23 protein-coding genes are annotated in these 22428 nt (G+C 70.6%); 9 read left to right on the forward strand and 14 right to left on the reverse strand.

The window, feature by feature from the left end; all coding sequences use genetic code 11:
• Window positions 1–31: 31 nt before the first annotated feature.
• The 4 genes from SMIR_RS34165 to SMIR_RS34180 all read right to left on the reverse strand — a co-directional run bounded on the left by SMIR_RS34165 (window position 32) and on the right by SMIR_RS34180 (window position 4363).
• Complete coding sequence (locus SMIR_RS34165; protein ID WP_168489786.1) at window positions 32–985, reverse strand: cytochrome c oxidase assembly protein; 954 nt, start codon at window positions 983–985, stop codon at window positions 32–34.
• A gap of 103 nt (window positions 986–1088) precedes the next feature.
• Window positions 1089–2114, reverse strand: a complete 1026-nt coding sequence (locus tag SMIR_RS34170) for a 6-phosphofructokinase (RefSeq protein WP_075025354.1) — start codon at window positions 2112–2114, stop codon at window positions 1089–1091.
• A gap of 259 nt (window positions 2115–2373) precedes the next feature.
• Window positions 2374–3102 carry a type 1 glutamine amidotransferase gene (locus tag SMIR_RS34175; RefSeq protein WP_054228955.1) on the reverse strand — a complete coding sequence of 243 codons (729 nt, stop codon included), beginning with the start codon at window positions 3100–3102 and terminating at the stop codon, window positions 2374–2376.
• 22 nt (window positions 3103–3124) lie between these two features.
• Window positions 3125–4363 (reverse strand): MurT ligase domain-containing protein, encoded by a 1239-nt coding sequence (locus SMIR_RS34180; protein WP_054228954.1) that lies wholly within the window; start codon window positions 4361–4363, stop codon window positions 3125–3127.
• A 154-nt stretch (window positions 4364–4517) separates the two neighbouring features.
• Here SMIR_RS34180 and def point away from each other — a divergent pair, with 154 nt between their 5' ends.
• Window positions 4518–5057: a peptide deformylase gene (gene def, locus SMIR_RS34185; RefSeq protein WP_168489785.1), complete on the forward strand. Its 540-nt coding sequence runs from the start codon at window positions 4518–4520 to the stop codon at window positions 5055–5057.
• Between the two features lie 73 nt (window positions 5058–5130).
• Here def and SMIR_RS34190 read toward each other — a convergent pair whose 3' ends face one another.
• Window positions 5131–5775, reverse strand: a complete 645-nt coding sequence (locus tag SMIR_RS34190; RefSeq protein ID WP_054228952.1) for a TetR/AcrR family transcriptional regulator — start codon at window positions 5773–5775, stop codon at window positions 5131–5133.
• 169 nt (window positions 5776–5944) lie between these two features.
• On the opposite strand from SMIR_RS34190, the gene SMIR_RS34195 reads away from it, so the two are divergent.
• Entirely contained in the window at window positions 5945–7174 is a 1230-nt protein-coding gene (locus SMIR_RS34195; RefSeq protein WP_101407823.1) for an acyl-CoA dehydrogenase family protein, read from the forward strand.
• Between the two features lie 45 nt (window positions 7175–7219).
• Here SMIR_RS34195 and SMIR_RS34200 read toward each other — a convergent pair whose 3' ends face one another.
• The 3 genes from SMIR_RS34200 to SMIR_RS34210 are packed head-to-tail and all read right to left on the reverse strand — an operon-like array spanning window position 7220 to window position 10033.
• Window positions 7220–7741 (reverse strand): cupin domain-containing protein, encoded by a 522-nt coding sequence (locus SMIR_RS34200; RefSeq protein ID WP_168489784.1) that lies wholly within the window; start codon window positions 7739–7741, stop codon window positions 7220–7222.
• Between the two features lie 7 nt (window positions 7742–7748).
• Window positions 7749–8963: a cytochrome P450 gene (locus tag SMIR_RS34205; protein ID WP_212727792.1), complete on the reverse strand. Its 1215-nt coding sequence runs from the start codon at window positions 8961–8963 to the stop codon at window positions 7749–7751.
• Window positions 8964–8968: 5 nt separating this feature from the next.
• Window positions 8969–10033 carry a type III polyketide synthase gene (locus SMIR_RS34210; protein ID WP_168489782.1) on the reverse strand — a complete coding sequence of 355 codons (1065 nt, stop codon included), beginning with the start codon at window positions 10031–10033 and terminating at the stop codon, window positions 8969–8971.
• Between the two features lie 213 nt (window positions 10034–10246).
• Here SMIR_RS34210 and SMIR_RS34215 point away from each other — a divergent pair, with 213 nt between their 5' ends.
• A complete protein-coding gene (locus tag SMIR_RS34215) occupies window positions 10247–10648 on the forward strand; it encodes a hypothetical protein (protein ID WP_211118660.1) in 402 nt (133 codons plus the stop codon).
• Between the two features lie 282 nt (window positions 10649–10930).
• Here the strand turns inward: SMIR_RS34215 and SMIR_RS34220 are convergent, their stop codons facing one another.
• Genes SMIR_RS34220 through SMIR_RS34240 form a run of 5 tightly spaced genes read right to left on the reverse strand, consistent with a single transcriptional unit; the run spans window position 10931 to window position 15628 of the window.
• Complete coding sequence (locus SMIR_RS34220; RefSeq protein WP_168489781.1) at window positions 10931–11170, reverse strand: DUF6213 family protein; 240 nt, start codon at window positions 11168–11170, stop codon at window positions 10931–10933.
• Window positions 11171–11194: 24 nt separating this feature from the next.
• On the reverse strand, window positions 11195–12589 hold the full coding sequence (locus SMIR_RS34225) for an NADP-dependent succinic semialdehyde dehydrogenase (protein ID WP_168489780.1): 1395 nt from the start codon (window positions 12587–12589) through the stop codon (window positions 11195–11197).
• Window positions 12590–12642: 53 nt separating this feature from the next.
• Entirely contained in the window at window positions 12643–13110 is a 468-nt protein-coding gene (locus SMIR_RS34230; protein ID WP_168489779.1) for an NUDIX hydrolase, read from the reverse strand.
• The gene (locus SMIR_RS34235; protein ID WP_168489778.1) at window positions 13107–14645 is read right to left on the reverse strand and encodes an ATP-dependent DNA ligase; all 1539 of its coding nucleotides are present in this window, start codon (window positions 14643–14645) and stop codon (window positions 13107–13109) included. The genes SMIR_RS34230 and SMIR_RS34235 overlap by 4 nt, the downstream gene beginning before the upstream one ends.
• Before the next feature lie 44 nt (window positions 14646–14689).
• Window positions 14690–15628, reverse strand: coding sequence for an NAD(P)/FAD-dependent oxidoreductase (locus tag SMIR_RS34240; protein WP_168500892.1), 939 nt, complete (start codon window positions 15626–15628; stop codon window positions 14690–14692).
• An 87-nt stretch (window positions 15629–15715) separates the two neighbouring features.
• On the opposite strand from SMIR_RS34240, the gene SMIR_RS34245 reads away from it, so the two are divergent.
• The 6 genes from SMIR_RS34245 to SMIR_RS34270 all read left to right on the forward strand — a co-directional run bounded on the left by SMIR_RS34245 (window position 15716) and on the right by SMIR_RS34270 (window position 21065).
• Window positions 15716–16312 (forward strand): helix-turn-helix domain-containing protein, encoded by a 597-nt coding sequence (locus tag SMIR_RS34245; protein ID WP_248296490.1) that lies wholly within the window; start codon window positions 15716–15718, stop codon window positions 16310–16312.
• Between the two features lie 94 nt (window positions 16313–16406).
• Window positions 16407–17384, forward strand: coding sequence for an NADPH:quinone oxidoreductase family protein (locus SMIR_RS34250; protein WP_168489777.1), 978 nt, complete (start codon window positions 16407–16409; stop codon window positions 17382–17384).
• Window positions 17381–18562, forward strand: coding sequence for an acyl-CoA dehydrogenase family protein (locus tag SMIR_RS34255; protein ID WP_168489776.1), 1182 nt, complete (start codon window positions 17381–17383; stop codon window positions 18560–18562). The genes SMIR_RS34250 and SMIR_RS34255 overlap by 4 nt, the downstream gene beginning before the upstream one ends.
• Window positions 18559–19662: an acyl-CoA dehydrogenase family protein gene (locus tag SMIR_RS34260; protein ID WP_168489775.1), complete on the forward strand. Its 1104-nt coding sequence runs from the start codon at window positions 18559–18561 to the stop codon at window positions 19660–19662. Before SMIR_RS34255 ends, SMIR_RS34260 begins: the two co-directional genes overlap by 4 nt.
• 174 nt (window positions 19663–19836) lie before the next feature.
• Window positions 19837–20694: a phosphatidylinositol-specific phospholipase C/glycerophosphodiester phosphodiesterase family protein gene (locus SMIR_RS34265; RefSeq protein WP_168489774.1), complete on the forward strand. Its 858-nt coding sequence runs from the start codon at window positions 19837–19839 to the stop codon at window positions 20692–20694.
• 176 nt (window positions 20695–20870) lie between these two features.
• Entirely contained in the window at window positions 20871–21065 is a 195-nt protein-coding gene (locus SMIR_RS34270; protein WP_054228939.1) for a hypothetical protein, read from the forward strand.
• 31 nt (window positions 21066–21096) lie between these two features.
• Here the strand turns inward: SMIR_RS34270 and SMIR_RS34275 are convergent, their stop codons facing one another.
• Window positions 21097–22371, reverse strand: a complete 1275-nt coding sequence (locus tag SMIR_RS34275) for a phosphodiester glycosidase family protein (RefSeq protein WP_168489773.1) — start codon at window positions 22369–22371, stop codon at window positions 21097–21099.
• Window positions 22372–22428 lie beyond the last annotated feature (57 nt).

The raw sequence follows: 22428 nt of genomic DNA on the forward strand, positions 1-22428 counted from the left end.
CCTTTCACGCAAGGTGAATTGCAAAGTTAATTCAGCGACCGCGTGCGTTGAGTGAGGCCAGATAGGCGTTGTACGCCTCGAGTTCCTTGTCGCCGTCGCGGTCGGCGGCCCGGTCCGTGCGGCGGGCCTGCCGCTTCTCGGAGGCGTACCACTGGAAGAGCAACGCGATCAGCACGAGGACGGAGGGGATCTCGCTGAACGCCCAGGCGATACCGCCCGCGGCGCTCTGGTCGGCGAGCGCGTCGATGCCGAGCGAGGCGGGCGGGTTCTTGTACGTGTCGACCATCGGCGCGGACGCCATCATCAGCGCGATACCGAAGAACGCGTGGAACGGCATGCCCGCGAACAGCTCCAGCATCCGCATCAGATAGCCCGGCCGGTGCGGTCCGGGGTCGACGCCCATGATCGGCCAGAAGAAGACCAGGCCGACGGCGAGGAAGTGGCACATCATCACGATGTGTCCGGTCTTGGAGCCCATCAGGAAGTCGAAGATGGGGGAGAAGTACAGCGCGTACAGGCTCGCGATGAAGAGCGGGATCGTGAACGCCGGATGCGTGATGATCCGCATATAGCGGCTGTGCAGGAACATCAGCAGCAGTTCACGCGGACCCTTGTTGCCTCGCGTGGCGGCCACCGGCAGTGCGCGCAGCGCCAGCGTGATCGGCGCCCCGAGCAGGATCAGGATCGGCGAGAGCATGCTGATCACCATGTGCTGCACCATGTGCACGCTGAACATGACCATGCCGTAGTCGTTCAGCTTTGTGCACATCACGAGCATCACGGTCAGCACGCCGAGCACGAAGGCGATGGTCCGCCCGACCGACCACTTGTCACCGCGCCGCGCGAGCCGCACGACCCCCCAGCCGTACAGGCCGAGTCCCACCAGGCAGGCGACGAGGAAGAACGGGTCCGCGGACCACACGAGCCCCCGCCCCAGCGTGAACGGCGGCAGATCCATGGTCATGCCGTGCCCGCTGTGATCCATCCGCCGGCTCCTGATTCGTACGTTGTGCGCTGTCTGTCCGAACCAGAGTAGAACTGACCCCGGCCACAACCGTGACCGGGGTCAGTGCAGTGCGAACGAACCCTCAGAGCACGCACTCCGCCTCGGCGTACCGTTCCTCGGGAACCGTCTTCAGGCTCTCCACCGCCTCCGCGAGCGAGACCATGACGATGTCGGTCCCCCGCAGCGCGGTCATCTTCCCGAAGTCGCCGCGATGCGCGGCCTCCACCGCATGCCACCCGAACCGCGTTGCCAGCACCCGGTCGTACGCCGTCGGCGTACCGCCCCGCTGGACGTGCCCGAGGATCACCGGCCGGGCCTCCTTGCCGAGGCGCTCCTCCAGCTCCAGGGAGAGCTGCCGGGCGATACCGGCGAAGCGCTCGTGCCCGTAGACGTCCTTGCCGCCCTCGTCGAACTCCATGGTGCCCGGGCGAGGCTTCGCCCCTTCCGCGGCGACCACGATCGCGAACCGCTTGCCCGCCTCGAAGCGCTCGCCGACCCGCGCGGCCAACTCCTCGATGTCGAAGGGGCGTTCGGGGACGACGATGGCGTGCGCGCCCGCGGCCATGCCGGAGTGCAGGGCGATCCAGCCGGTGTGGCGGCCCATGACCTCCACGATCAGTACCCGCTGGTGGGACTCGGCGGTGGTCTTCAGCCGGTCCAGAGCCTCGGTCGCGACGCCGACGGCCGTGTCGAAGCCGAAGGTCACGTCCGTGACGGCGATGTCGTTGTCGATGGTCTTCGGCACGCCGACGATCGGCAGGCCGCCGTCCGAGAGCAGCCGGGCCGCCTTCAGCGTGCCCTCGCCGCCGATCGGGATGATCGCGTCGAGGCCGAGCTCCTCGACATGGCCCTTGGCCCGTTCCACGCCGTCACGCAGCTGCGCGGGCTGGACCCGGGAGGAACCGAGGATCGTGCCGCCGCGAGCCAGGATGCCGCTCACCGCGTCGAGGTCGAGCTTCAGGTAGTCGCACTCCAAAAGCCCCTTCCAGCCGTCCCGGAAGCCGATGACCTCGTCGCCGTGGTCCACGACGGCGCGGTGCACGACGGACCGGATGACGGCGTTCAGGCCGGGGCAGTCGCCGCCGGACGTGAGGACACCAATGCGCATAGCCCGAAATACCTTCTCAACGTGGGCCGGGGACCGGACCACGCTGTCCGGCTGGAATCCCGGTCACCCTACCGGCGGGACGGGGTGGTGCCGTAGCGGGCGTCCGCCTGGTGGACGCGGCCGCACAAGTGAGCGGGCACCCGGTCAGGCGGGCCCGACCTGGGTACACCGTGCCGGATACGCCTCGGGCGCGCTTGAGGTATCCCTCGAGCGCGCCCTGCGGACATCCCGCACCGTTTGTCCGTTGTTGGCCGACCGTTCAGGCGGGCTGCTGCGCCGCGGAGATCCGCTCACCCCGGAGCGCCTCGTACCAGCGGTCGTCGATCGGCGGCAGCGCGTTCACGTCGAGCGCCAGCTTCAGCAGCAGGTCCGCGATCTGCGGGTTGCGGGCGAGCACGGGCCCGTGCATGTACGTGCCGAACACGGTGTCGTTGTACGCGCCCTCGGTGCCGTCGCCGGTGCCGTTGCCCTTGCCGAGCCGCACCTGCGCGAACGGACGCGCGGTGGGGCCGAGGTGGGTGACGCCCTGGTGGTTCTCGAAGCCGGTCAGCTGCGGCAGGCCGAGGCGCGGGTCGATGTCTCCGAGTACGTCGCCGACGCACCGCTCGCCCTCGCCGCGCACCGAGACCACGTCGAGCAGGCCGAGGCCCGGCTCGCGCTGCCCGAGGTCGTTGATGAACTCGTGGCCGAGGATCTGGTAGCCGGCGCAGACCGAGAAGACGATCGCGCCGTTGCCCACCGCGCGGTGCAGACCGCCGTCGCGGCGCAGGCGCTCCGCCGCGAGCCGCTGCGGCCGGTCCTCGCCGCCGCCGATCAGATAGATGTCGCCGGAGGTCGGGATCGGCTGGTCGCTGCGGACGTCGAGACGGGCGACGTCGAGACCGCGCTGGCGGGCCCGGCGCTCCACGACGAGGGCGTTGCCCTGGTCGCCGTAGGTGCTCAGCAGGTCCGGGTAGATCCACACCAGGCGCAGGCTGTTGTCACTCATTCTCTTGGTCCTCCGTGGCTGCTCAGTTGCCGACACGACGCCTCAAATCCTGGAATGCGGTGTAGTTCGCGATGACCTCGATGCGACCGGGCGGGGCGAGCTGCACCGCCTGGTCGAGGTTCTCGCAGACCTGGAAGGACTGGTTGGCGACCTCGAGACGCACGGCGAGGTCGAGCTTGCGATCGCCGAGCACGAAGATCGGGTGCCCGGTCAGACGGGTGTAGTCGACGTCCCACAGCCAGGAGGTGTCGGTACCGTCGGCGCCCCGCGCGTTCACGGACAGGATGACCGGGGTCGGCGGCGGGTCGATCAGGGAGAACGTCTCGAGCCAGCCCGCGGGGTTCTTGGCGAGCAGCAGACGCAGGTCGCGCTGCATGAACTGCACCACGTCATAGCGTCCGGCGACCGCCTGCACCTGGTACATGCGCTCCAGGGCGACCTGCGGGGGCACCCCGAAGACCGCGGCGACGGCGGCCGACGAGGCGGCGTTCGCCTTGTTGGCCCGGCCGGGCAGCTGGAGGTGGATCGGCCACGCGGATCCGTGCGGGTCGAGGACGTGGTCCCCGGACAGCGCCCAGGTCGGCGTCGGACGGCGGAAGCCGCAGTCGCCGCAGAACCAGTCGTCGCCGGGGCGCTGCATCACACCGCCGCAGGACGGGCAGGACCAGGCGTCGTCCTTCCACATCTGACCGGCCGCCACCCACATGACGTTCGGCGAGGAGGAAGCGGCCCACACGACGAGCGGGTCGTCGGCGTTGGCGACCACGACGGCCTTGGAACCGGCCAGGCCCTCGCGCCAGTGCTCGGCCATCATCCGGGTCTCGGCGGCCCGGTCGAGCTGGTCGCGGGAGAGGTTGAGCAGGGCGATGCACTTCGGGTCGGTGTCGCGGGCGACACCCGCGAGGTACTTCTCGTCGACCTCGATGACCGCGAACTTCGCGTCCGAACCCCCGGCGAGAGCCGAGGTGATACCGGCCGGCATGTTGGCGCCCAGCGCGTTGGACACGACCGGGCCCGCGGCGCGCAGCGCCTCCGCGATCAGCCGGGTCGTCGTGGTCTTGCCGTTGGTCGCCGACACCAGGATCACGTCCAGGTGGGTGGCGAGCCTCGCCAGTAGATCGGGGTCGAGCTTGAGTGCCACCCGGCCGCCGATCACCGATCCGCTGCCGCGTCCGGCGGCCCGCGAGACGGCCGCCGCCGCCTTGCCCGCCGTCACGGCCAGCTTGGCCCGCGGCGTCAGCGGGTCCGAGTTGCCTGACATCGTTTCTCGATCCTCCTTGCGTACGCGCCGCGCCTCTGCCCCCGGCACCGTGTGGGCCTCAGCCTATCGAGATCCACTCACGTGCCCGAATCGCGGCACCTCCACGGTGCCCGCGCGACATTCGCGCGCCCATGAGGACCGTACCCTTGCCGCCATGCGACACGGCTCCATCCCCGGCACCCGAGGGCGCGTCCGGCCGGTGACTCTGCTCGGCGACCCCGTTCTGCACACACCGTGTGAAGACGTCACGGACTTCGGTCCCGAACTCGCCCGACTCGTCGAGGACATGTTCGCGACGATGTACGCCGCCCAGGGCGTCGGCCTCGCCGCGAACCAGGTCGGCGTCGCCTCGCGGGTCTTCGTGTACGACTGCCCGGACGACGAGGACGTCCGCCATCTGGGACACGTGGTGAACCCCCGTCTCGTCGAGGCGGACGGAGTGGTCCTGCGCGGGCCGGAGGGCTGTCTCTCCCTGCCCGGCCTGGAAGCGGGGACTGAGCGGTACGACCACGCCGTTGTCGAGGGTTTCACGGTGGACGGGGAGCCGGTGTCGGTGCATGGCACCGGTTGGTTCGCCCGGTGTCTGCAGCACGAGTACGACCACCTGGAGGGTGGTCTGTACGTGGACCGGTTGAGCGGTTGGCGTCGGCGCCGGGTGATGAGGCAGGCGGCGCGGGCGTCTTGGGGGCGCTGAGCTCTGTCGGACGGCTGCGGGCTGTTCGTGGCTGAGCGCGCAGCCGAATACAGCCCGCAGCCGACACCCGACCTCAGAACCCAGGACCCCCGACACGATCGCCGGCTGCGGCCAGCCTGCCCCACAGCAGGTCGGCCAGACTCCGTACCAACTCGGCCCGGGAGCAGGGCTGCTCACCGAGCCACCAGTCCCCGGCGGCATGCATCATGCCGACGATCCCGTGCCCCCACACCCGTGCCAGCTGCTGACTGCCCGGTCCGAGATCCACCCGTTCCTCGATGACCTCGGCCAACTCCTCGCCCATGCGGCGCAGCAGCGGCGCGGAGTGCTTGCCGAGGTCGAAGCCCTGGTCGGCGGATGAGGCGCCCTCCGTGGGGTGCATCAGGAAGCGGTAGACCTGAGGGTGCGCCTCGATGGCCGCGAGATACGTGTCGAGCGTGGCCTCCACCCGCTCCCGGCGCTCCGCGGGCGCGTCCAGCGCGGCCCGCAGCGCTCCGAGGAGGGCGTCGGTGTGCCGCTTGGCCAGGGCCGCGTAGAGTCCGCCCTTGTCGCCGAAGTGGCGGTACAGGATCGGCTTGGTGATGCCCGCCTCGGCGGCGATGGCGTTCATCGAGGCGCCGGGGCCGTCGCGGAGCACCACTCTGTCGGCGGCCTCCAGCAGCTCGCGCCGGCGGCGGTCGGCGGACCTCTGCTGATCGGTCCGCTGTGTGGTGTCCATGATCTCTCCCCACCCGTGGTGATTCGGTGACGCCTGCGCAAAGTAACACTCATCGGCCCATGCGTATCGAACGGGCTGCCGAGCTGAACGTGGGAGTTGACTTTTACTACTGATCAGTAACAGACTCCAGTTACCGCAAGTAACACTTTAGTGCAGTGCTGGAGGGGACATGGCCGAGTTCACCATGGAGCTCAACGACGAACAGAGGGAGGTCCGCGACTGGCTCCACGGGTTCGCCGCCGATGTGATCCGCCCCGCGGCCGCCGAGTGGGACGAGCGCGAGGAGACTCCCTGGCCGGTCATCCAGGAGGCCGCGAAGGTCGGCATCTACTCCCTGGACTTCTACGCCCAGCAGTACTTCGACCCGACCGGTCTCGGCATACCCATGGCCATGGAGGAGCTGTTCTGGGGTGACGCGGGCATCGCCCTGTCGATCGTCGGCACCGGCCTCGCCGCCGTGGGCGTCCTCGCCAACGGCACCGAGGAGCAGATCGGCACCTGGATCCCGCAGATGTACGGCGACGCGGCCGATGTCAAGGTCGCGGCCTTCTGCTCCTCCGAGCCCGACGCCGGCTCCGACGTCGCCTCGATGCGCACGCGTGCCGTCTATGACGAGGCCAAGGACGAGTGGGTGCTCAACGGCACCAAGACCTGGGCGACCAACGGTGGCATCGCCAATGTCCATGTCGTCGTCGCGGTCGTCGACCCGGACCTCGGCTCCAAGGGGCACGCCTCCTTCATCGTGCCGCCGAACACGCCGGGCCTCTCCCAGGGCCAGAAGTTCAAGAAGCACGGCATCCGCGCCTCGCACACCGCCGAGGTCGTCCTCGACAACGTTCGCATCCCCGGCTCCTGCCTGCTCGGCGGCAAGGCGAAGCTGGACGAGCGCCTGGCCCGTGCCCGGGAGCGCGCGAAGGCGGGTGGCGGTGAGCGGGTGAAGAACGCCGCGATGGCCACGTTCGAGGCGTCGCGTCCGGCCGTCGGGGCCATGGCGGTGGGCACGGCCCGCGCGGCGTACGAGGTCGCACTCGACTATGCGACGACGCGTGAGCAGTTCGGACGTCCGATCATCGACAATCAGGGTGTCGCGTTCCAGCTCGCCGACATGCGTACGTCGATCGACGCGGCGCGTCTGCTGGTGTGGCGGGCTTCGTGGATGGCGGTCAACGGAAAGCCGTTCACCGCGGCCGAGGGGTCGATGTCCAAGTTGTTCGCCAGTGAGACGGCGAAGAAGGTCACCGGTCAGGCGATCCAGATCCTGGGTGGAAATGGCTACACCCGTGAGTATCCGGTGGAGCGGATGCACCGTGATGCGGCCATTTACACCATTTTTGAGGGTACGAGTGAGATTCAGCGGCTCGTGATTGCGCGGACGCTGTCGGGAATGCCGATTCGCTAGAGGTGTCCGGCACAGCCCCGCGCCCCTGAAGACGGGGCGCCATCCTCACCGGTGTTTCAGAGGGGTGAGTTGCTCGATGTCGTACCTCGCCCTCAGTTCCTCGATCGCCGCATGGTCCGGTGGACCGCCCGAACCCAGGATCTCGAGCAGCTCCTCGAAGTAGCGCTCGTGGTCCGGGGGCGGGGAGGCCTGGAAGAACATCTTCGCCTGGGTCTCGGTGGGGTTGGAGAAGGCGTGCGGACAGCCCGGGGGCACGACGATGACCGTGCCCGGGGTCGCCCGTACCGCCCGGCTGCCCGAACTCGACTCCCACTTCTGCCAGTTGTCGGGGGTCCGGATCCGGGGCTCGAAGGCGAGCACGTCCAGCTCGCCTTCGAGCACGTAGAACAGCTCCTCGCTGCGCGTGTGCACATGGGCGCCCACGTCGAACCCGGGCGGTACCAGCACCTCGAAGGTGGACGCAGTGCGCGAGTGCGAGCCGGTCACCTTGAAAGTCACGTGCTGGGCCGGGGTTTGTACGATCCGGCCGTGACCGGGTGGTACGAGGAGTCCTTCGGTCATGGTCATCGCTCGCTCACCACGTCACGGGCAGGGCCTCGGGGCCACGGATCAACGCGCCTTTCCTGAACGGGACCTGACTCGGGGGGACGGCGAGCCGCAGCCCCGGCATCCGTTCCAGAAGCGCGTCGACCAGGAGTTCCGACTCCAGCCTGGCCAGCATCCCGCCCGGGCAGTAGTGCGGGCCGAAGCCGAACGCCACGTGCGGATTGGGGCTGCGCTCGAAGTCGATGTGCTCCGGGTCCGGGAAGACCTCCGGGTCGCGGTTGGCGGCCAGGTACGAGACGTAGACCGGGTCGCCGGCCCGGATCAGTACGCCCCTGATCTCGACGTCCTGCCTCGCGATCCGCGACAGGCCGACCGTGTTGCGGTGCGGGATGTAGCGCAGCAGCTCGTCGATGGCCTGGGGGCGGATCTCCGGGTCGGAGCGCAGCCGGTCGGCCAGCGCCGGGCGGGTCATGAGCAGGTAGAACATCTGCCCGCTGTTGTTCGTGACCGCCTCGCCGCCGATCTGGAGGAGGACGGCGAGTCCGACGGCCTCCTCCAGATCGATCTCGTCCCGGCCCACGGCGGCGCCCAGCAGCGAGGTGACGTCCTCGTCCCTGCTGCCGCTCCGGGCGTCGATGAGCTTCCTGAAGTAGGCGCCCATCTCGTCCTTGGCCTTCTCGCTGACCTCGGCGCCGTGCGAGGAGGACAGGATCAGCTGCGTCCAGGTGTGCATGCCCTGCCGGTCGTCGGCCGGGACGCCCATCAGCTCGCAGATGACCGCGATGGGGAAGGGGATGAGGATCGCCTCGGTGAGATCGGCGGGTGGTCCGATCCGCAGCAGCTCGTCGACCATCTCGTCGAGCGTGCGCCGGGCCCTGACGCGGACCCGCTCCACCCCGCGCGCCGTGAAGGCAGCGGCCACCGAGCGGCGCAGCCGGGTGTGGTCGGGCGGGTCCAGGAAGCCCACCGCGCCCCGGGCCGGGATGAAGTGCGGGGCGAGCCGGGTGACCGGCTGGTCCATGACCGCCTCGCGGCCGAACCGTGGGTCGTTGGTGACCATGCGCACATCGTCGTGGCGGGTCACCAGCCAGGCCCAGCCCACACCGTTGGGCAGCTGGATCCGGGTGATCGGTCCCTCGCGCATCAGCTCGGTCAGGACCGGGTCGAAGTCCACGCCCTTCAGGTCGAGGGCGGGCCAGTGCCGGACAGGCGGCAGTGGCCCGGTGATCGTCTTCTCGGTCATTCGGTTCACACCATCTCGTCGTTGGCGTTGCGCCAGCGGCCCAGGGCCATTTCCGCGGTGATGCCGGGGCCGAAGCCCGCGAGCAGTCCGCGTGCGGAGTGCTCGGCGCCGCCCTCGTCGAACAGCCGGCGCAGCGCGTCCAGGACGACGGCGCTGGCGATGTTCCCGTACTCGGTGAGGGTGGCCCGGCTGAACCGGAAGGCCTCCGGCGCGACCTCGAGGTACTTGCTGAGGTCGTCGAGGATCCTGGGGCCGCCCGCGTGGATGATGTAGAAGTCCAGGTCGGAGGCGTCCCAGTCGTGCTGTCGCGCGAGGGCGTGGAGGGCGGGGGCGAGCGGTTCCATCGTCCCGGGAACCCGCTTGTCCAGTAGGAAGTGGAAGCCCGTGGCGCGGACGTCGTACATGATCCAGTCCTCGGTCTTGGGGATCAGGTAGGAGCCGTTGCGCTCCAGGTGGATGCCGGTGCCGCCGTTGCCGCGGACGACGGCGGCGGCGATGCCGTCGCCGAACAGGCCGTTGCAGAGCAGGGAGCCGACGCTGAGGTCGGTCGGCTGGTAGCAGAGCGAGCAGAACTCGCAGGCCACGATGAGCGCGTTGGCGTCGGGGTACGCCGTGCAGAAGTCGTGGGCCCGGTTGATCGCGGCGCCGCCGGCCGCGCAGCCCAGCTGGGCTATGGGTATCTGCCGGGTGTCGCTGCTGAAGTCCATCGAGTTGATCAGCCAGGCCGTGAGCGAGGGCATCATGAACCCTGTGCACGAGACGTAGATGATCATGTCGATGTCGGTGGTGAGCAGCTCGGCGTCGTCCAGTGCCCGTTGTATGACGGCGGGGACGCGGGCTTTGGCCTCACTCTCGTAGACCTTGTTGCGTTCCTCGAAGCCCGGGTGTTTCAGCGTCTCCTCGATGGGCTGCACGATGTGCCGGGTTTGGACGCCGGTGTTCTCGATCAGTCGGAGTGCCAACGGCAGCTGGGGGTGGTCCTCATGACGGGAGCGGGCCAGCTCCAGCGTCTCCTCCATGGTGATCACGTATTCCGGCACGGAGACCGAAGGTCTGCACAAAGTCGCCATGACAAGCGCCTTCTTTCGCCTTCCGGGGAACTCTCGTGCCCCGGCGGAAGGGTGGTTCACCCACGGGGGTGGTTCACCCACCGGGGTGGTCCACCCACGATCACCCGGAAGCGTGGGGATCTCTCGTCGGGTTACTCCATTCCGGGGATTTTTGGGAGGGTGTGGGAGCACGCGGGAAGAGGCCCCGGGACGGCCGAACCGAAGGAGTACGCCATGGTGCGCACGGCCAGGGAACTGTTGGAGGACGCCACGGCGAAGCTCGCCCCGGACCCCCACGCCAACCGGCTGTTGCCCCTCATCGCGCGGGGCGCGGCCCAGCGTTCCACGCTCGCCGCCCTCGCCCTCGAACAGCGCCATGTGGTGGCCGCGGACCGCCGTGCGTTCCTGCATCTGGCCGAGCGTCCGGACGTCGAGCCGCAGAGTGCCGCCTTCTTCGCCCTCTTCGCGGAGGGTGAGGCCCTGGCCCAGGACCGGCTGGGTGCGTTTGCTGACGCCTGCGGGGTGGACGAGGCGCGGGCGGCGGCCTGCGAGCCGCTCGCGGACTGTCGAACGGTTGCCCCGCGCTCAATCCTTCGGTGTGGAGAGGTGGGGCATCCTGCCCGGGTGGCCTGGTGAGGGGCGGTGTCGCTGCTAACGTCGGGTTGTCCGGCAGCGGAGTTGCCGGGCCTACCGCCGGACGGGCGGGAAGTGACGCCTGTGCAGGCCCCTGTAAGACCAGCTCCCGCAAGGGGGAGGACGAGGGCCTGTGAAGCAGGAACCCGTGGTGGTGCCGCGTAGCGGTGCGGGCCGAAATGGCCTGCGCTCGCGCAGGCGAGGGCGTCAAGAGGCGAAGTTCTGGCAGACACTCTCGGAACTCGACCACCGACTAGGGCCGGTCCAACTCACTTGGGACCGGCCCTAGTCGGTGGACGCGCCACTGCTGTGCGCGATGCAGGCCACGTCGATGCGGTCGGCGAGTTTGGCGAGTTCGATGGTCAGCGTCGCCACCGTGTCCTCGTCGAGTCCGTCCTGGCCGGCCTCCACCAGGTGCAGCCACCGGCCGCCCACTGTGCGCAGCAGTTTGCTGACGTCGGCGGCCGCCACCTGCAACGTGCCGCGGTCGTCGACGATCAGAGGCAGGGTCACTTCGCGGTTCACAGGGGGATCGTAGCTGCGGAACGCTTACGCTCCGTGCCATACCGTGGTGATGTTGCAGAACTCGCGGATTCCGTGCCCCGACAGCTCACGTCCGTAGCCGGACCGCTTGACCCCGCCGAACGGGAACGCCGGGTGGGAGGCGGTCATACCGTTGAAGAACACGCCGCCCGCCTCCAGGTCGCGTACGAAACGGTCCACCTCGGCCTCGTCGTTCGTCCAGACGTTCGAACTCAGCCCGAACGGCGTGTCGTTCGCGAGCGCCACCGCCTCGTCCAGATCGGCGGCGCGGTAGAGCGTGGCTACCGGCCCGAAGGTCTCCTCCTGGTGGACGCGCATCTCGGGGGTGATGTCGGTGAGGACGGTCGGCGCGTAGTACCAGCCGCGCTCCGTGAAGCCTTCGGGGCGCTCGCCGCCGCACAGCACGGTCGCGCCGTTCTCCACCGCGTCGTCGACGAGTTCCTCCAGGTCACCGCGGCCCTGTTCGGTGGAGAGTGGGCCGATGTCCGTGTCCTCGTCCAGCGGATCGCCGACCTTCAGGGCCTTCATGCCGGCCGCGAAGCGTTCGGCGAAGGCGTCGAACACGTCCGTGTGCACGATGAACCGCTTGGCGGCGATGCACGACTGCCCGTTGTTCTGCACCCGGGCCGTCACCGCGGTTTTCGCCGCCCGGTCCACGTCGGCGGACGGCATGACGACGAACGGGTCGCTGCCGCCCAGCTCCAGCACCGTCTTCTTGACCTCGTCCCCGGCGACCGAGGCCACCGCGCGCCCCGCCGGTTCACTCCCGGTCAGCGTCGCCGCCTTGACCCGGGGGTCGCGCAGGACGTCCTCCACGGCGCCCGAGCCGATCAGCAGCGTCTGGAAACAGCCCTCGGGGAAGCCCGCCCGGCGGAACAGGTCCTCCAGGTAGAGGGCGGTCTGCGGCACGTTCGAGGCATGCTTGAGCAGGCCGACGTTGCCCGCCATCAGGGCGGGCGCGGCGAACCGGACCACCTGCCAGAGCGGGAAGTTCCACGGCATGACGGCCAGCACCGGGCCCAGCGGCCGGTAGCGCACCAGGACGCGGGAGGCGCCGGAGTCCTTGACGTCGGAGTCGGCGGGCTCCTCGTCGGCGAGCAGCTCCTCGGCGTGGTCGGCGTACCAGCGCATTGACTTCGCACACTTGGCGGCCTCCGCGCGGGCCTGCTTGACGGGCTTGCCCATCTCCGTGGTCATCACCCGGCCGATGTCGTCCCGTTCCTCGTCGAGGAGGTCGGCGGCCCTGTGCAGCAGCCGGGCCCGCTCGGCGAAGGACGTGGTGCGATAGTCGCGGAACGTGGTCTCGGCCCTGGCGAGCCTCCGCTCGATCTCCTCGGCGCCGAGCGCGTCGTACGTCTTGAGCGTCTCGCCGTTCGCCGGGTTCACCGTCGCGATGGGCATGGCCGACCTCCTGAAGCGGGCTGTTCTTCGAGCGGGCAGTTCTCCATAAGTCTCTATAAGCCCGAGTGCTCCGCCAGCCGGTCGAGAAACGCCGCCTGCGCCGGCACGATCAGCTCCCCGGCCCGGTCAAGGCCGAACCATTCCACCCGGTCCAGCTCGGGAAACTCCTGGCGCCGCCCCGATTTCGGCGGCCACTCCATCTCGAAGGTGCCCGGGACCACGGTCGCCGGGTCGAGGTCCGCCTCGATCGCCCAGGCAGTGACGACCTTGCCGTTCTTCTGTTCGACCTCGCCGAGCGGGACGGCCTCGCCGTCGGGCGGCGGCAGCCCCAGTTCCTCCTGGAACTCCCGGCGCGCCGCGTCCCAGGCGGTCTCGTCGGGCTCGTACTCGCCCTTGGGCACGGTCCATGCCCCGGCGTCCCGCCGCGCGAAGAACGGGCCGCCCATATGGCCGAGCAGCACCTGAGGGCCGTCGTCGGCGCGCCGGTACAGCAGCAGTCCCGCACTGCGCTTCCCCTTCACGGGGCCACCTCCGGGTGTGCGGCGAGCAGGGTCTCGACCGTGTCGGCCTGCGCGGGCGTCTTGTCCTCGCGGTAGCGCACCACGCGGGCGAAGCGGAGGGTGACCCCGGCCGGGTAGCGGGTGGACCGCTGCAGACCGTCGTAGGCGATCTCCACGACGAGTTCGGGCCGTACGGTGACCACGTGGCCGCTGTCCTCGACGGCCAGCTCCTGGAGGCGCTCGGTCTGCCAGGCCAGCATCGCGTCCGTCATGCCCTTGAAGGTCTTGCCGAGCATCGCGAAGGAGCCGTCCGCGGCGCGGGCCCCGAGGTGCAGGTTGGAGAGCTTGCCGGTGCGCCGCCCGTGGCCCCACTCGGCCGCCAGGACCACCAGGTCGAGGGTGTGCACGGGCTTGACCTTCAGCCACGACGCCCCGCGCCGGCCCGCGCTGTAGGGGGCGTCCAGGGCTTTCACCACGACACCTTCGTGACCGCGCTCCAGCGTCTCGGCGAGGAATCGTTCCGCAGAGGGGATGTCCTCGGGGCCGTGAGCGAGGGCGCGTCGCACCCGCATCGGCTCGGGCACCAGCCGCGCCAGCTCCGCGTGCCGTTCGGCGAACGGCATATCCAGCAGATCCCGCCCGTCGACCGACAGCGCGTCGAAGAAGACGGGAGAGACCGGCACGCTCTTGGCGGCCGTGGCCACATCCACCCGCGAGCCCACCCGCCCGGCCGTGTCCTGGAAGGAGCGCGGCCGCCCGCCCTCGGCCAGCGCGATCACCTCGCCGTCCAGGATGAAGCGGGTGCCCTGCAACTCCCTCGCGGCGGAAGTGAGTTCGGGCAGCCGGTCGGTGATGTCGTCGAGGGTGCGGGTGTAGATCCGTACGTCGTCGCCGTCGCGGTGCAGCTGTACGCGAATGCCGTCGAGCTTCTCCTCGACGGCACACGCGCCCAGCTTCTCCACGGCCTCGGACACGGACGTGGCGCTGTGGGCGAGCATGGGCAGCACCGGGCGGCCCACCGTGAGCCGGAAGTCGGCCAGGGCCCCCGGGCCGTCCGTCAGCAGCGCCTGCGCCACCGTCTGCAGCGATCCGGCGAGCATCACCGCCCGCCGTACGTCCGCGGCGGGCGCGCCGGTCGCCTCGGCGAGCCCCTCGACCGCGACCGCGTCCAGCGCGCCCTGCCGCACCTCGCCGGTGAGCAGCCCGAACAGGAACCGCTGCTCGTCCTCGGTGGCCGCCGCGCGCAGCTCGTCCATCAGCCGCCTGCGCTCCGCCTGCGAGCCGGTGCCCGTGACCGCGCCGACCTCCGTCAGCCGGGCGTCCACGTCCCGCACCGTGAGCGAGGGCTCGGGCGCGGGCGGCACCGGCCCGCTCAGCAGCTTCCAGCCGATGCCGAGCCGCCCCTGCGGGAGACGGCCCGCCAGATACGGGATCACGATCGGCACGTCGTCCGCGTCGGCGTCCCGGAACAGCTCGGCGAGCAGGGCGGTCTTCCGGGACCGCGCCGAGGTGGCGGCGACCTCCCGGGACACACGGGCGAGCCGGGCGAGCAGCATGGAGCCATGGTGCTACGGAGGGACGCCGTCCACACCCGGGCGGTTCAGCTCCGGGGCACGGCCGCGTCGAGGTCGGCGAAGAGCAGCTCGCCGTTGAGCGTGGCCGCCGCCCGGTAGCCCGCGCCCGCGGCGTTCACGACCTGCTCGGCGAAGCCCACCGCGTTGCCCGCCGCCCAGACGCCGGGCACGGTCGTCAGGCCCGTCTCGTCGACCACCGGGTACGTGCCGAACGGGGTCTCGCGCAGCTCGGCGCCCAGCCGCTGGAACAGGTCGTTGCGGGGGAGCGCGCGCGGCGCCACGAAGAGCGTCGAGCGGTCGTGGACGGTGCCGTCCGCGAGCCGGATCCCCGTGAGCCGGTCGTCCTCGACGACGAGCCCCGCGGCCTCACCGGACACCACGGCGACCCCGGCCGCGGCGAGCCGCCTCGTGTCGTCGGCCGTCAGCTCCTCCTCGGCGACCGTGTGCAGGAACAGGGTGACGTCCTTCGACCACTGGGAGACCATCAGTGCCTGGTGGACGCTCATCGGCGTGGCGGCCAGCACCCCGAAGGACTTGTCGCGGACCTCCCAGCCGTGGCAGTACGGGCAGTGCAGCACGTCCCGCCCGAAGCGCTCGGCGACACCCGGGACCGTCGGGAGCTCGTCCGCCAGCCCGGTGGCGAGGATCAGCCGCCGCGCGTGCACGATCCGTCCGGCCGTGAGCGTCACATGGAACTCGCCGCTGCCTTGCCGGGACACGTCCACCGCCCGGTCCCGGACCAGCTCGACGCCGTACCGCGCGATCTCCTCGCGCCCCGCGGCGAGGAACTCCGCGGGCGGCATGCCGTCCCGGGTCAGATAGCCCTGCAGATGTGCGGCGGGCGCGTTGCGCGGCTCGCCCGCGTCGACGACGAGCGTGCGGCGCCGGGCCCGGCCGAGGACCAGTGCGGCGGACAGGCCGGCCGCGCCGCCTCCGACGACGACGGCCTCGTACCTCTCGGTCATGTCGGTCATGGTGACCACCTCCACCGGAGACGGTCGCCCCACGGGTGCCGCATTGACAAACTGCTTTGCCGAATCTGCAATAGAGGCATGAGCAAGGGCATGGATGACGATTCCCGGACGGACGAGGTGCTGGCCGAGGTCGGGCCGAGGCTGCGGCGCATCCGCAAGGAGCGGGGCGCGACACTCGCCGGCCTGTCCGAGGCGACCGGCATCTCCGTGAGCACGCTGTCTCGGCTGGAGTCGGGGCTGCGCAAGCCCAGCCTGGAGCTCCTGCTGCCGATCGCCCGGGCCCACGAGGTGCCGCTGGACGAGCTGGTCGGCGCCCCACCGGTGCGCGACCCGCGCGTACGCGCCCAGCCCATCGTGCGCGGCGGCCGCACCCACTGGCCGCTCACCCGGCAGCCCGGCGGACTCCAGGCGTACAAGGTGCTCGAACCGCAGCGCAAGCTCGAGCCGGAACCCCGGACCCACGAGGGCTATGAGTGGCTGTACGTGATGTCGGGGCGGCTGAGGCTCGTGCTGGCCGACCATGACGTGGTGCTCGGTCCGGGGGAGGCCGCCGAGTTCGACACGCGGGTGCCGCACTGGTTCGGGTCGACGGGAGAGGGGCCCGTGGAGTTCCTGAGCCTGTTCGGGCCACAGGGGGAGCGGATGCACGTGAGGGCGCGTCCGACCCGATCGTGAGGGCGTGACGCACACGACTGTTCCCTGATCGGCAAGCGACCGCTTAGTATGCGGTCGAGCCCGGTCAGACAGAGCAGTCCCGTGGAGGCCCCGCATGCAGGCATGGCAAGTACACCAGCTCGGCGAACCGAGCCAGGTGATGCAGCTCCAGGACGTGGAGCGACCGGTGCCCGGTGAGGGGCAGGTCCTGCTCAAGGTGCGCGCGGCGAACATCAACTTCCCGGACGTGCTGATGTGCCGCGGGCATTACCAGGTCAGGCCGCCACTGCCGTTCACGCCCGGTGTGGAGATCTGCGGCGAGACCGAGGACGGGCGCCGCGTGCTGGCCAATCCCGCGCTGCCGCACGGCGGTTTCGCCGAGTACGCCGTCGCGGACGCCGCCGCCCTGCTGCCCGCGCCCGACTCCCTTGACGATGCCGAGGCGGCCGCCCTGCACATCGGCTACCAGACGGGGTGGTTCGGTCTGCACCGCCGGGCCCGTCTCGAAGCCGGCGAGACGCTGCTCGTCCACGCCGCCGCCGGAGGGGTCGGCAGCGCGGCCGTGCAGCTGGGGAAGGCGGCGGGCGCCACCGTCATCGGCGTGGTCGGCGGGGCCGACAAGGTGGCCGTGGCCCGCGAGCTGGGCTGCGACGTCGTCATCGACCGACGTACCCAGGACGTCATCGCAGCCGTGAAGGAAGCCACCGGCGGCCGGGGTGCCGACGTGATCTACGACCCCGTCGGCGGTGAGGCGTACACCCAGTCCACCAAGGTCGTCGCCTTCGAGGGCCGGATCGTCGTCGTGGGCTTCGCCAGCGGCTCGATCCCCAGCCCGGCGCTCAACCACGCCCTGGTGAAGAACTACGCGATCCTCGGCCTGCACTGGGGCCTGTACGGCACCAAGAACCCCAAGCTGATCCAGCACTGCCACGAGCAGCTCACCGAACTGGCCGCGCGCGGCGCCATCAAGCCGCTGGTCAGCGAGCGCGTGCCGCTGGGCGGCGGTGCGGCCGCCGTGCAGCGGGTCGGCGACGGTGTCACCACCGGCCGGGTCGTCGTGGTGCCCTCTCTCGAGAACGGAGCAGCCGCATGACCGACGCAGCCGAACTGCGCACCCGTACGAAGGAGTTGCTGGCGGCGCACCCGCCCGCGACAACGGACCGGCTCGACTTCCTCAAGGCCCGTTTCGACGCGGGACTCGCCTGGGTGCACTACCCCGAGGGTCTCGGCGGGCTCGGCGCCCCGCGCACCCTCCAGGCCGTCGTCGACGCCGAACTGGAAGCCGCCGGCGCCCCCGACAACGACCCGCGGCGCATCGGCATCGGCCTCGGCATGGCCGCGCCGACGATCCTCGGCTTCGGCACGGAGGAGCAGAAGCGCGACTTCCTCAGGCCGTTGTGGGTCGGCGAGGAGGTCTGGTGCCAGCTCTTCAGCGAACCCGGTGCCGGGTCCGACCTGGCCGCGCTCGGTACCCGTGCCGTCCGGGAGGGCGACAACTGGGTGGTCAACGGGCAGAAGGTGTGGACGTCCAGCGCCCACCTCGCCCGCTGGGCCATCCTCATCGCCCGCACCGACCCGGACGTGCCCAAGCACCGCGGCATCACGTACTTCATCTGCGACATGACCGACCCGGGTGTCGAGGTGCGGCCGCTGCGCCAGATCACCGGCGAGGCCGAGTTCAACGAGGTCTTCCTCACCGACGTCCGCATTCCCGACGCGCACCGGCTGGGTGAGGTCGGTGACGGCTGGCGGGTCGCGCAGACCACGCTCATGAACGAGCGCGTCTCCATCGGCGGTATGCGCATCCCGCGCGAGGGCGGCATGATCGGCCCGGTCTCCAAGACCTGGCGCGAGCGTCCCGAACTGCGCACCCACGATCTGCACCAGCGGCTGCTGAAGCTGTGGGTGGAGGCCGAGGTCGCCCGGCTCTCCGGCGAACGGCTGCGCCAGCAGCTCGTCGCGGGCCAGCCCGGCCACGAGGGTTCCGGGATGAAGCTCGGATTCGCCCGCCTCAACCAGGAGATCAGCGGCCTGGAGGTCGAACTCCTCGGCGAGGAAGGCCTGCTGTACGAGGACTGGACGATGCGCCGGCCGGAACTGGTCGACTTCACCGGCCGCGACGCCGGCTACCGCTATCTGCGCTCCAAGGGCAACAGCATCGAGGGCGGGACCAGCGAGGTCCTGCTGAACATCGTCGCCGAACGCGTGCTGGGCCTGCCGTCCGAGCCGCGCACCGACAAGGACGTCGCGTGGAAGGACCTCGCCCGATGACAACACAGAGCACCCAGCCCGATCTGCTGTACTCGGAGGAGGAAGAGGCGCTGCGCGCCGTCGTCCGCGGCCTCCTCTCCGACCACTGCGACGCGGCGGGCGTCATCGCCCGCACCGAGTCGGACACCCCGCACGACCCCGAGCTGTGGAAGGCGCTCTCGGACGGGATGGGCCTGGCGGGCCTGCTCGTGCCCGAGTCGCTGGGCGGCCAGGGCGCCACCCACCGCGAAGTCGCCGTGGTGCTGGAGGAGCTGGGGCGTGCGGTCGCGCCGGTGCCGTATCTGACCAGTGCCGTCGTCGCCACCGAGGCGCTGCTGGCCTGCGAGGGCGAAGAGGCCGCCGGGCTGCTGTCGGCGCTGGCGTCGGGCCGGACGATCGGCGCGCTCGCCGTCGCGCTGTCCGTGCCCCCCGGCGGCGCCCACAAGACCGTACGGAACGAGGGCGGCTTCCTGTACGGGGAGCTGACGGGGATCGCGGACGCGGCGGTGGCCGATGTGCTGCTGGTTCCGGCGGACGACGGCGGGCTGTACGCGGTGGACGGGGACGCCGTGACGGTCACCCCGCTGGTGTCCCTCGACCTCACCCGGCCGCTCGCCACGGTCGCCTTGGACGGGGTGCGGGCACGTCCCCTCGGCGCCGCCGAACCCGCCGTACGACGGGCCCTGCGCAGCGGCGCCGGACTGCTCGCCTCCGAACAACTCGGCCTCGCCGACTGGTGCTTGACCGAGACGGTCCGCTACCTCAAGGAACGCAAGCAGTTCAACCGGCCCGTCGGCGGATTCCAGGCGCTCAAGCACCGGCTCGCGCAGCTGTGGCTGGAGGTCGTCAACGCCCGCGCCGCCGCCCGCGCCGCCGCCGACGCGCTCGCGACCGGCAGCGCGGACACCGACGTGTCGGTCGCCGTCGCCCAGGCGTACGCGGCACCCGTCGCCGTCCACACCGCCGAGGAGGCCCTCCAACTGCACGGGGGCATCGGGATGACCTGGGAGCACCCGGTTCACCTGTATCTGAAGCGGGCCAAGGCGGACTCGATCGCGTACGGCACGGCGGGAGCCCACCGCGCGGCGCTGGCCGAACTGGTGGACCTGCAAGCCCCCTGACGTACATCTGCCGGAGGCCCGCCCCGCCAGGGGCGGGCCTCTCGGCGTGCGCACCGCGGGTGAAGTGAACGGACAGCGGCAGTCCGGCCAACTCCCCTCACGACAGGGTGTGTTGGGCCGCCCGGGACCGCATACTCGCTGAGGTCCTAGCGCACCCTTCAAGGGAGGCAGAGCATGGCCCTCACCACCCGTCGCAGAGCCCTCACCACCCTCGGCGCCGCCCTTGCGGGCTCGGTCGCCCTGCCCGCCTCGCGAGCACTGGCGGGGGAGGAGAAGCACCACACACGCCCCCTGTGGCGTGCCCACGCGCACAACGACTACGAGCACCCGCGACCCCTGTTCGACGCCCTCGACCACCGCTTCGGCAGCGTCGAGGCCGACATCTACCTCGTCGGCGACCAACTCCTCGTCGCCCACGACCCGGTCGAACTCGACCCGACCCGCACCCTCGAATCCCTCTACCTCGCCCCGCTCGCCGCCCGAGTGAAGGCCAACCGCGGCTCGGTCTACCGGGGTTACCGGGGGCCCCTGCAACTCCTCATCGACATCAAGACCGAGGGCTCGTCGACGTACCTCGAACTCGACCGCCATCTGAGCCGCTACCCGCACCTGTTCACCACCTACGCTCACGGCCGGGTGCGCCCGGGGCCGATCACCGCGGTGATCTCCGGCGACCGCGCCGCCCGTACGCCCATGGAGGCGCAGAGCGTGCGGCGCGCCTTCTACGACGGCCGGCTCACCGACCTCGGCAGCGCGGCCCCCGCCTCCTTCATCCCGCTGATCTCGGACAACTGGACGCTCAACTTCACCTGGCTGGGCGACGGCCCGTTCCCCGACGCCGAGCGTGCGAAGCTGCGCGGCATCATCGCGGCGGCCCATCGGCGCCACCAGAAGGTGCGGTTCTGGGCGACGCCCGACCTGGCGGGCCCGGCACGCGAGGCGCTGTGGGGCGAACTACTGGCCGCCGGCATCGACTACTTCAACACCGACGACCTCGCCGGGCTCGAAACCTTCCTCGTCGCGCACGAGTAGACGCGTGCGCGTAGGACGCACGCGAGTGGACGCGCACGAGCAGGTGCACGCGCTGGTGTGCGAGTGGGCGTAGACACCACACGTTCGGAGGACACGTCAGCCGCACGGACGAACCCTCCGCTACGCGACACTTGCGGCCGAAAGCCGCGGTGTCGACGTGGCGGAGGAGGTTGACGATGGCCATTTCCATCTCTGTGGTGGTACTGCTCCTGATCCTCGCGGTGGTCTTCCTGCGCAACGGCGCGCTGAAACCCTCGCACGCGGTGGTCTGCGTACTGCTCGGCTTCTATCTGTCGACCACCAGCATGGCGCCGACCATTCAGAACGGGCTCACCGCGACGGCGGACATCGTGAGCAGCCTGCGCCCCTGACGTGCGGGTCCACGTGCGTGTCAGCCCTGTGTCAGCTGCGTGAGAACACCCCGATGCCGTTGGGGACCGGGCGCTCGGCGCCGCCGGAGGGGTGGTTGAGGACGCTCACCGCGCCCGCTCCCGGCATCCGCGCGACCATGGTCGTGGAGCCGCCGCCATCCAGACTGAACGCGTCGACGGAGCCCAACGACCGCATGGTGTGTGCCACTTCGGCGATGGTCAGTCCGCCGCGGTAGGCGGCCGCGCCGTCGAGGGCGAGCAGAAGCAGGCGCCGCCCCTTGTTCGCGATACCCACGGCGGTCCGTACGGCCGAGGTGGTGTTGTTCAGACCGGGCAGCGGCTGCCCGTGAGTGAGGACCGGATAGCCGCCGATGGCGAAGCGGTACCGGATCCGGGTGCCGGCCGCGACGAGCCAGTGCTGAATGCGGACCGCCTGCCCCTTCGCCAGCTCGCGCAACTGCTGCGCGCCCGCCTCGCGCCCCACCAGCACGGTGGTGCCGGACGCGATGGCACCGCTGCCGGGTGTGGTGGCCGTCGACACGACCCGGCCGCGGCGGACCGTCACCTCGTAGGTGTCCGCGCTGCAGGGCGCGGCGCGGTCGATGTCGGTGCCGCAGACGGCCCGCTTGCGGGAGACACCGCCCCAGGCCGAGGTGAACGCGCCGATGGAACCCTGCGGCAGCGCGTACTGGTTGAGCCCTCCGAGCGCCCACCGCCCCCGGGAGCTGCGCACGGAACCGTCGAGGGCCAGACTGTCCAGCCGGGCCCGGCCGTCCAGGCCCACGCCGAGGACGTTCTTCGTGGTCGTGCCGGGCGGCAGGGCGGGGCCGAAGCGCTGGCCGTCCGGGACCGCCGCCTTCAGGGTGCGGCCGTTCGCGATCGCCGGACCCACGGTCGCGCCCGTGGCCTCGACCCCCGGATGCTGGGTCTCGGAGATGTCGAAGAAGTCACCGTTGACGCCGGCGACGGCGCCCTGCGCCTCGGCCAGCCGGGAGACGGCCGCCCGGGAGGCCACGGCCGCGGAGTGGAGGAGATCGACCCGCACATGACGGTTGCTCAGATCGACGCTCAGTACGTGTGCGCGTGCCACGCCCTGGGCGGCCGGGACGTCGAACTCCTTGTACGTGATGCCCGGGGCGACGGCCTTGCCGGTGAGGGCCTTCGCGTCCGCGACCGTGCCGTGCCAGGTGTGGGTGCCTTGCACGCCGCTGGCCGGTGCTGCCCCAGCCAGGGCCGCACCGGCCAGCGCGCTCCATGCCGTGAGTACCGTCAGTGCTGTTCTGAGCCGTCCGTCGCGAGGTGTCACGGTGCCCCCTGAAGTCTCGTCAACTGTCTTAGGACTCAGGGGGATTGCAGCAGACCG

This window comes from Streptomyces mirabilis, assembly GCF_018310535.1.
Lineage (GTDB): Bacteria > Actinomycetota > Actinomycetes > Streptomycetales > Streptomycetaceae > Streptomyces.

Excerpts from the sequence above, each read along its gene's own strand:
- SMIR_RS34200 (WP_168489784.1), bottom strand. The coding sequence starts at position 7,741 with ATGACCATGACCGAAGGACTCCTCGTACCACCCGGTCACGGCCGGATC.
- SMIR_RS34250 (WP_168489777.1), top strand. The coding sequence starts at position 16,407 with ATGCAGGCATGGCAAGTACACCAGCTCGGCGAACCGAGCCAGGTGATG.
- SMIR_RS34210 (WP_168489782.1), bottom strand. The coding sequence starts at position 10,033 with ATGGCGACTTTGTGCAGACCTTCGGTCTCCGTGCCGGAATACGTGATC.
- SMIR_RS34255 (WP_168489776.1), top strand. The coding sequence starts at position 17,381 with ATGACCGACGCAGCCGAACTGCGCACCCGTACGAAGGAGTTGCTGGCG.
- SMIR_RS34175 (WP_054228955.1), bottom strand. The coding sequence starts at position 3,102 with ATGAGTGACAACAGCCTGCGCCTGGTGTGGATCTACCCGGACCTGCTG.
- SMIR_RS34170 (WP_075025354.1), bottom strand. The coding sequence starts at position 2,114 with ATGCGCATTGGTGTCCTCACGTCCGGCGGCGACTGCCCCGGCCTGAAC.
- SMIR_RS34260 (WP_168489775.1), top strand. The coding sequence starts at position 18,559 with ATGACAACACAGAGCACCCAGCCCGATCTGCTGTACTCGGAGGAGGAA.
- SMIR_RS34235 (WP_168489778.1), bottom strand. The coding sequence starts at position 14,645 with ATGCTGCTCGCCCGGCTCGCCCGTGTGTCCCGGGAGGTCGCCGCCACC.
- SMIR_RS34195 (WP_101407823.1), top strand. The coding sequence starts at position 5,945 with ATGGCCGAGTTCACCATGGAGCTCAACGACGAACAGAGGGAGGTCCGC.
- SMIR_RS34215 (WP_211118660.1), top strand. The coding sequence starts at position 10,247 with ATGGTGCGCACGGCCAGGGAACTGTTGGAGGACGCCACGGCGAAGCTC.
- SMIR_RS34165 (WP_168489786.1), bottom strand. The coding sequence starts at position 985 with ATGGATCACAGCGGGCACGGCATGACCATGGATCTGCCGCCGTTCACG.
- SMIR_RS34225 (WP_168489780.1), bottom strand. The coding sequence starts at position 12,589 with ATGCCCATCGCGACGGTGAACCCGGCGAACGGCGAGACGCTCAAGACG.
- SMIR_RS34240 (WP_168500892.1), bottom strand. The coding sequence starts at position 15,628 with ATGACCGAGAGGTACGAGGCCGTCGTCGTCGGAGGCGGCGCGGCCGGC.
- SMIR_RS34265 (WP_168489774.1), top strand. The coding sequence starts at position 19,837 with ATGGCCCTCACCACCCGTCGCAGAGCCCTCACCACCCTCGGCGCCGCC.
- SMIR_RS34270 (WP_054228939.1), top strand. The coding sequence starts at position 20,871 with ATGGCCATTTCCATCTCTGTGGTGGTACTGCTCCTGATCCTCGCGGTG.
- SMIR_RS34205 (WP_212727792.1), bottom strand. The coding sequence starts at position 8,963 with ATGACCGAGAAGACGATCACCGGGCCACTGCCGCCTGTCCGGCACTGG.
- SMIR_RS34190 (WP_054228952.1), bottom strand. The coding sequence starts at position 5,775 with ATGGACACCACACAGCGGACCGATCAGCAGAGGTCCGCCGACCGCCGC.
- SMIR_RS34180 (WP_054228954.1), bottom strand. The coding sequence starts at position 4,363 with ATGTCAGGCAACTCGGACCCGCTGACGCCGCGGGCCAAGCTGGCCGTG.
- def (WP_168489785.1), top strand. The coding sequence starts at position 4,518 with ATGCGACACGGCTCCATCCCCGGCACCCGAGGGCGCGTCCGGCCGGTG.
- SMIR_RS34245 (WP_248296490.1), top strand. The coding sequence starts at position 15,716 with ATGAGCAAGGGCATGGATGACGATTCCCGGACGGACGAGGTGCTGGCC.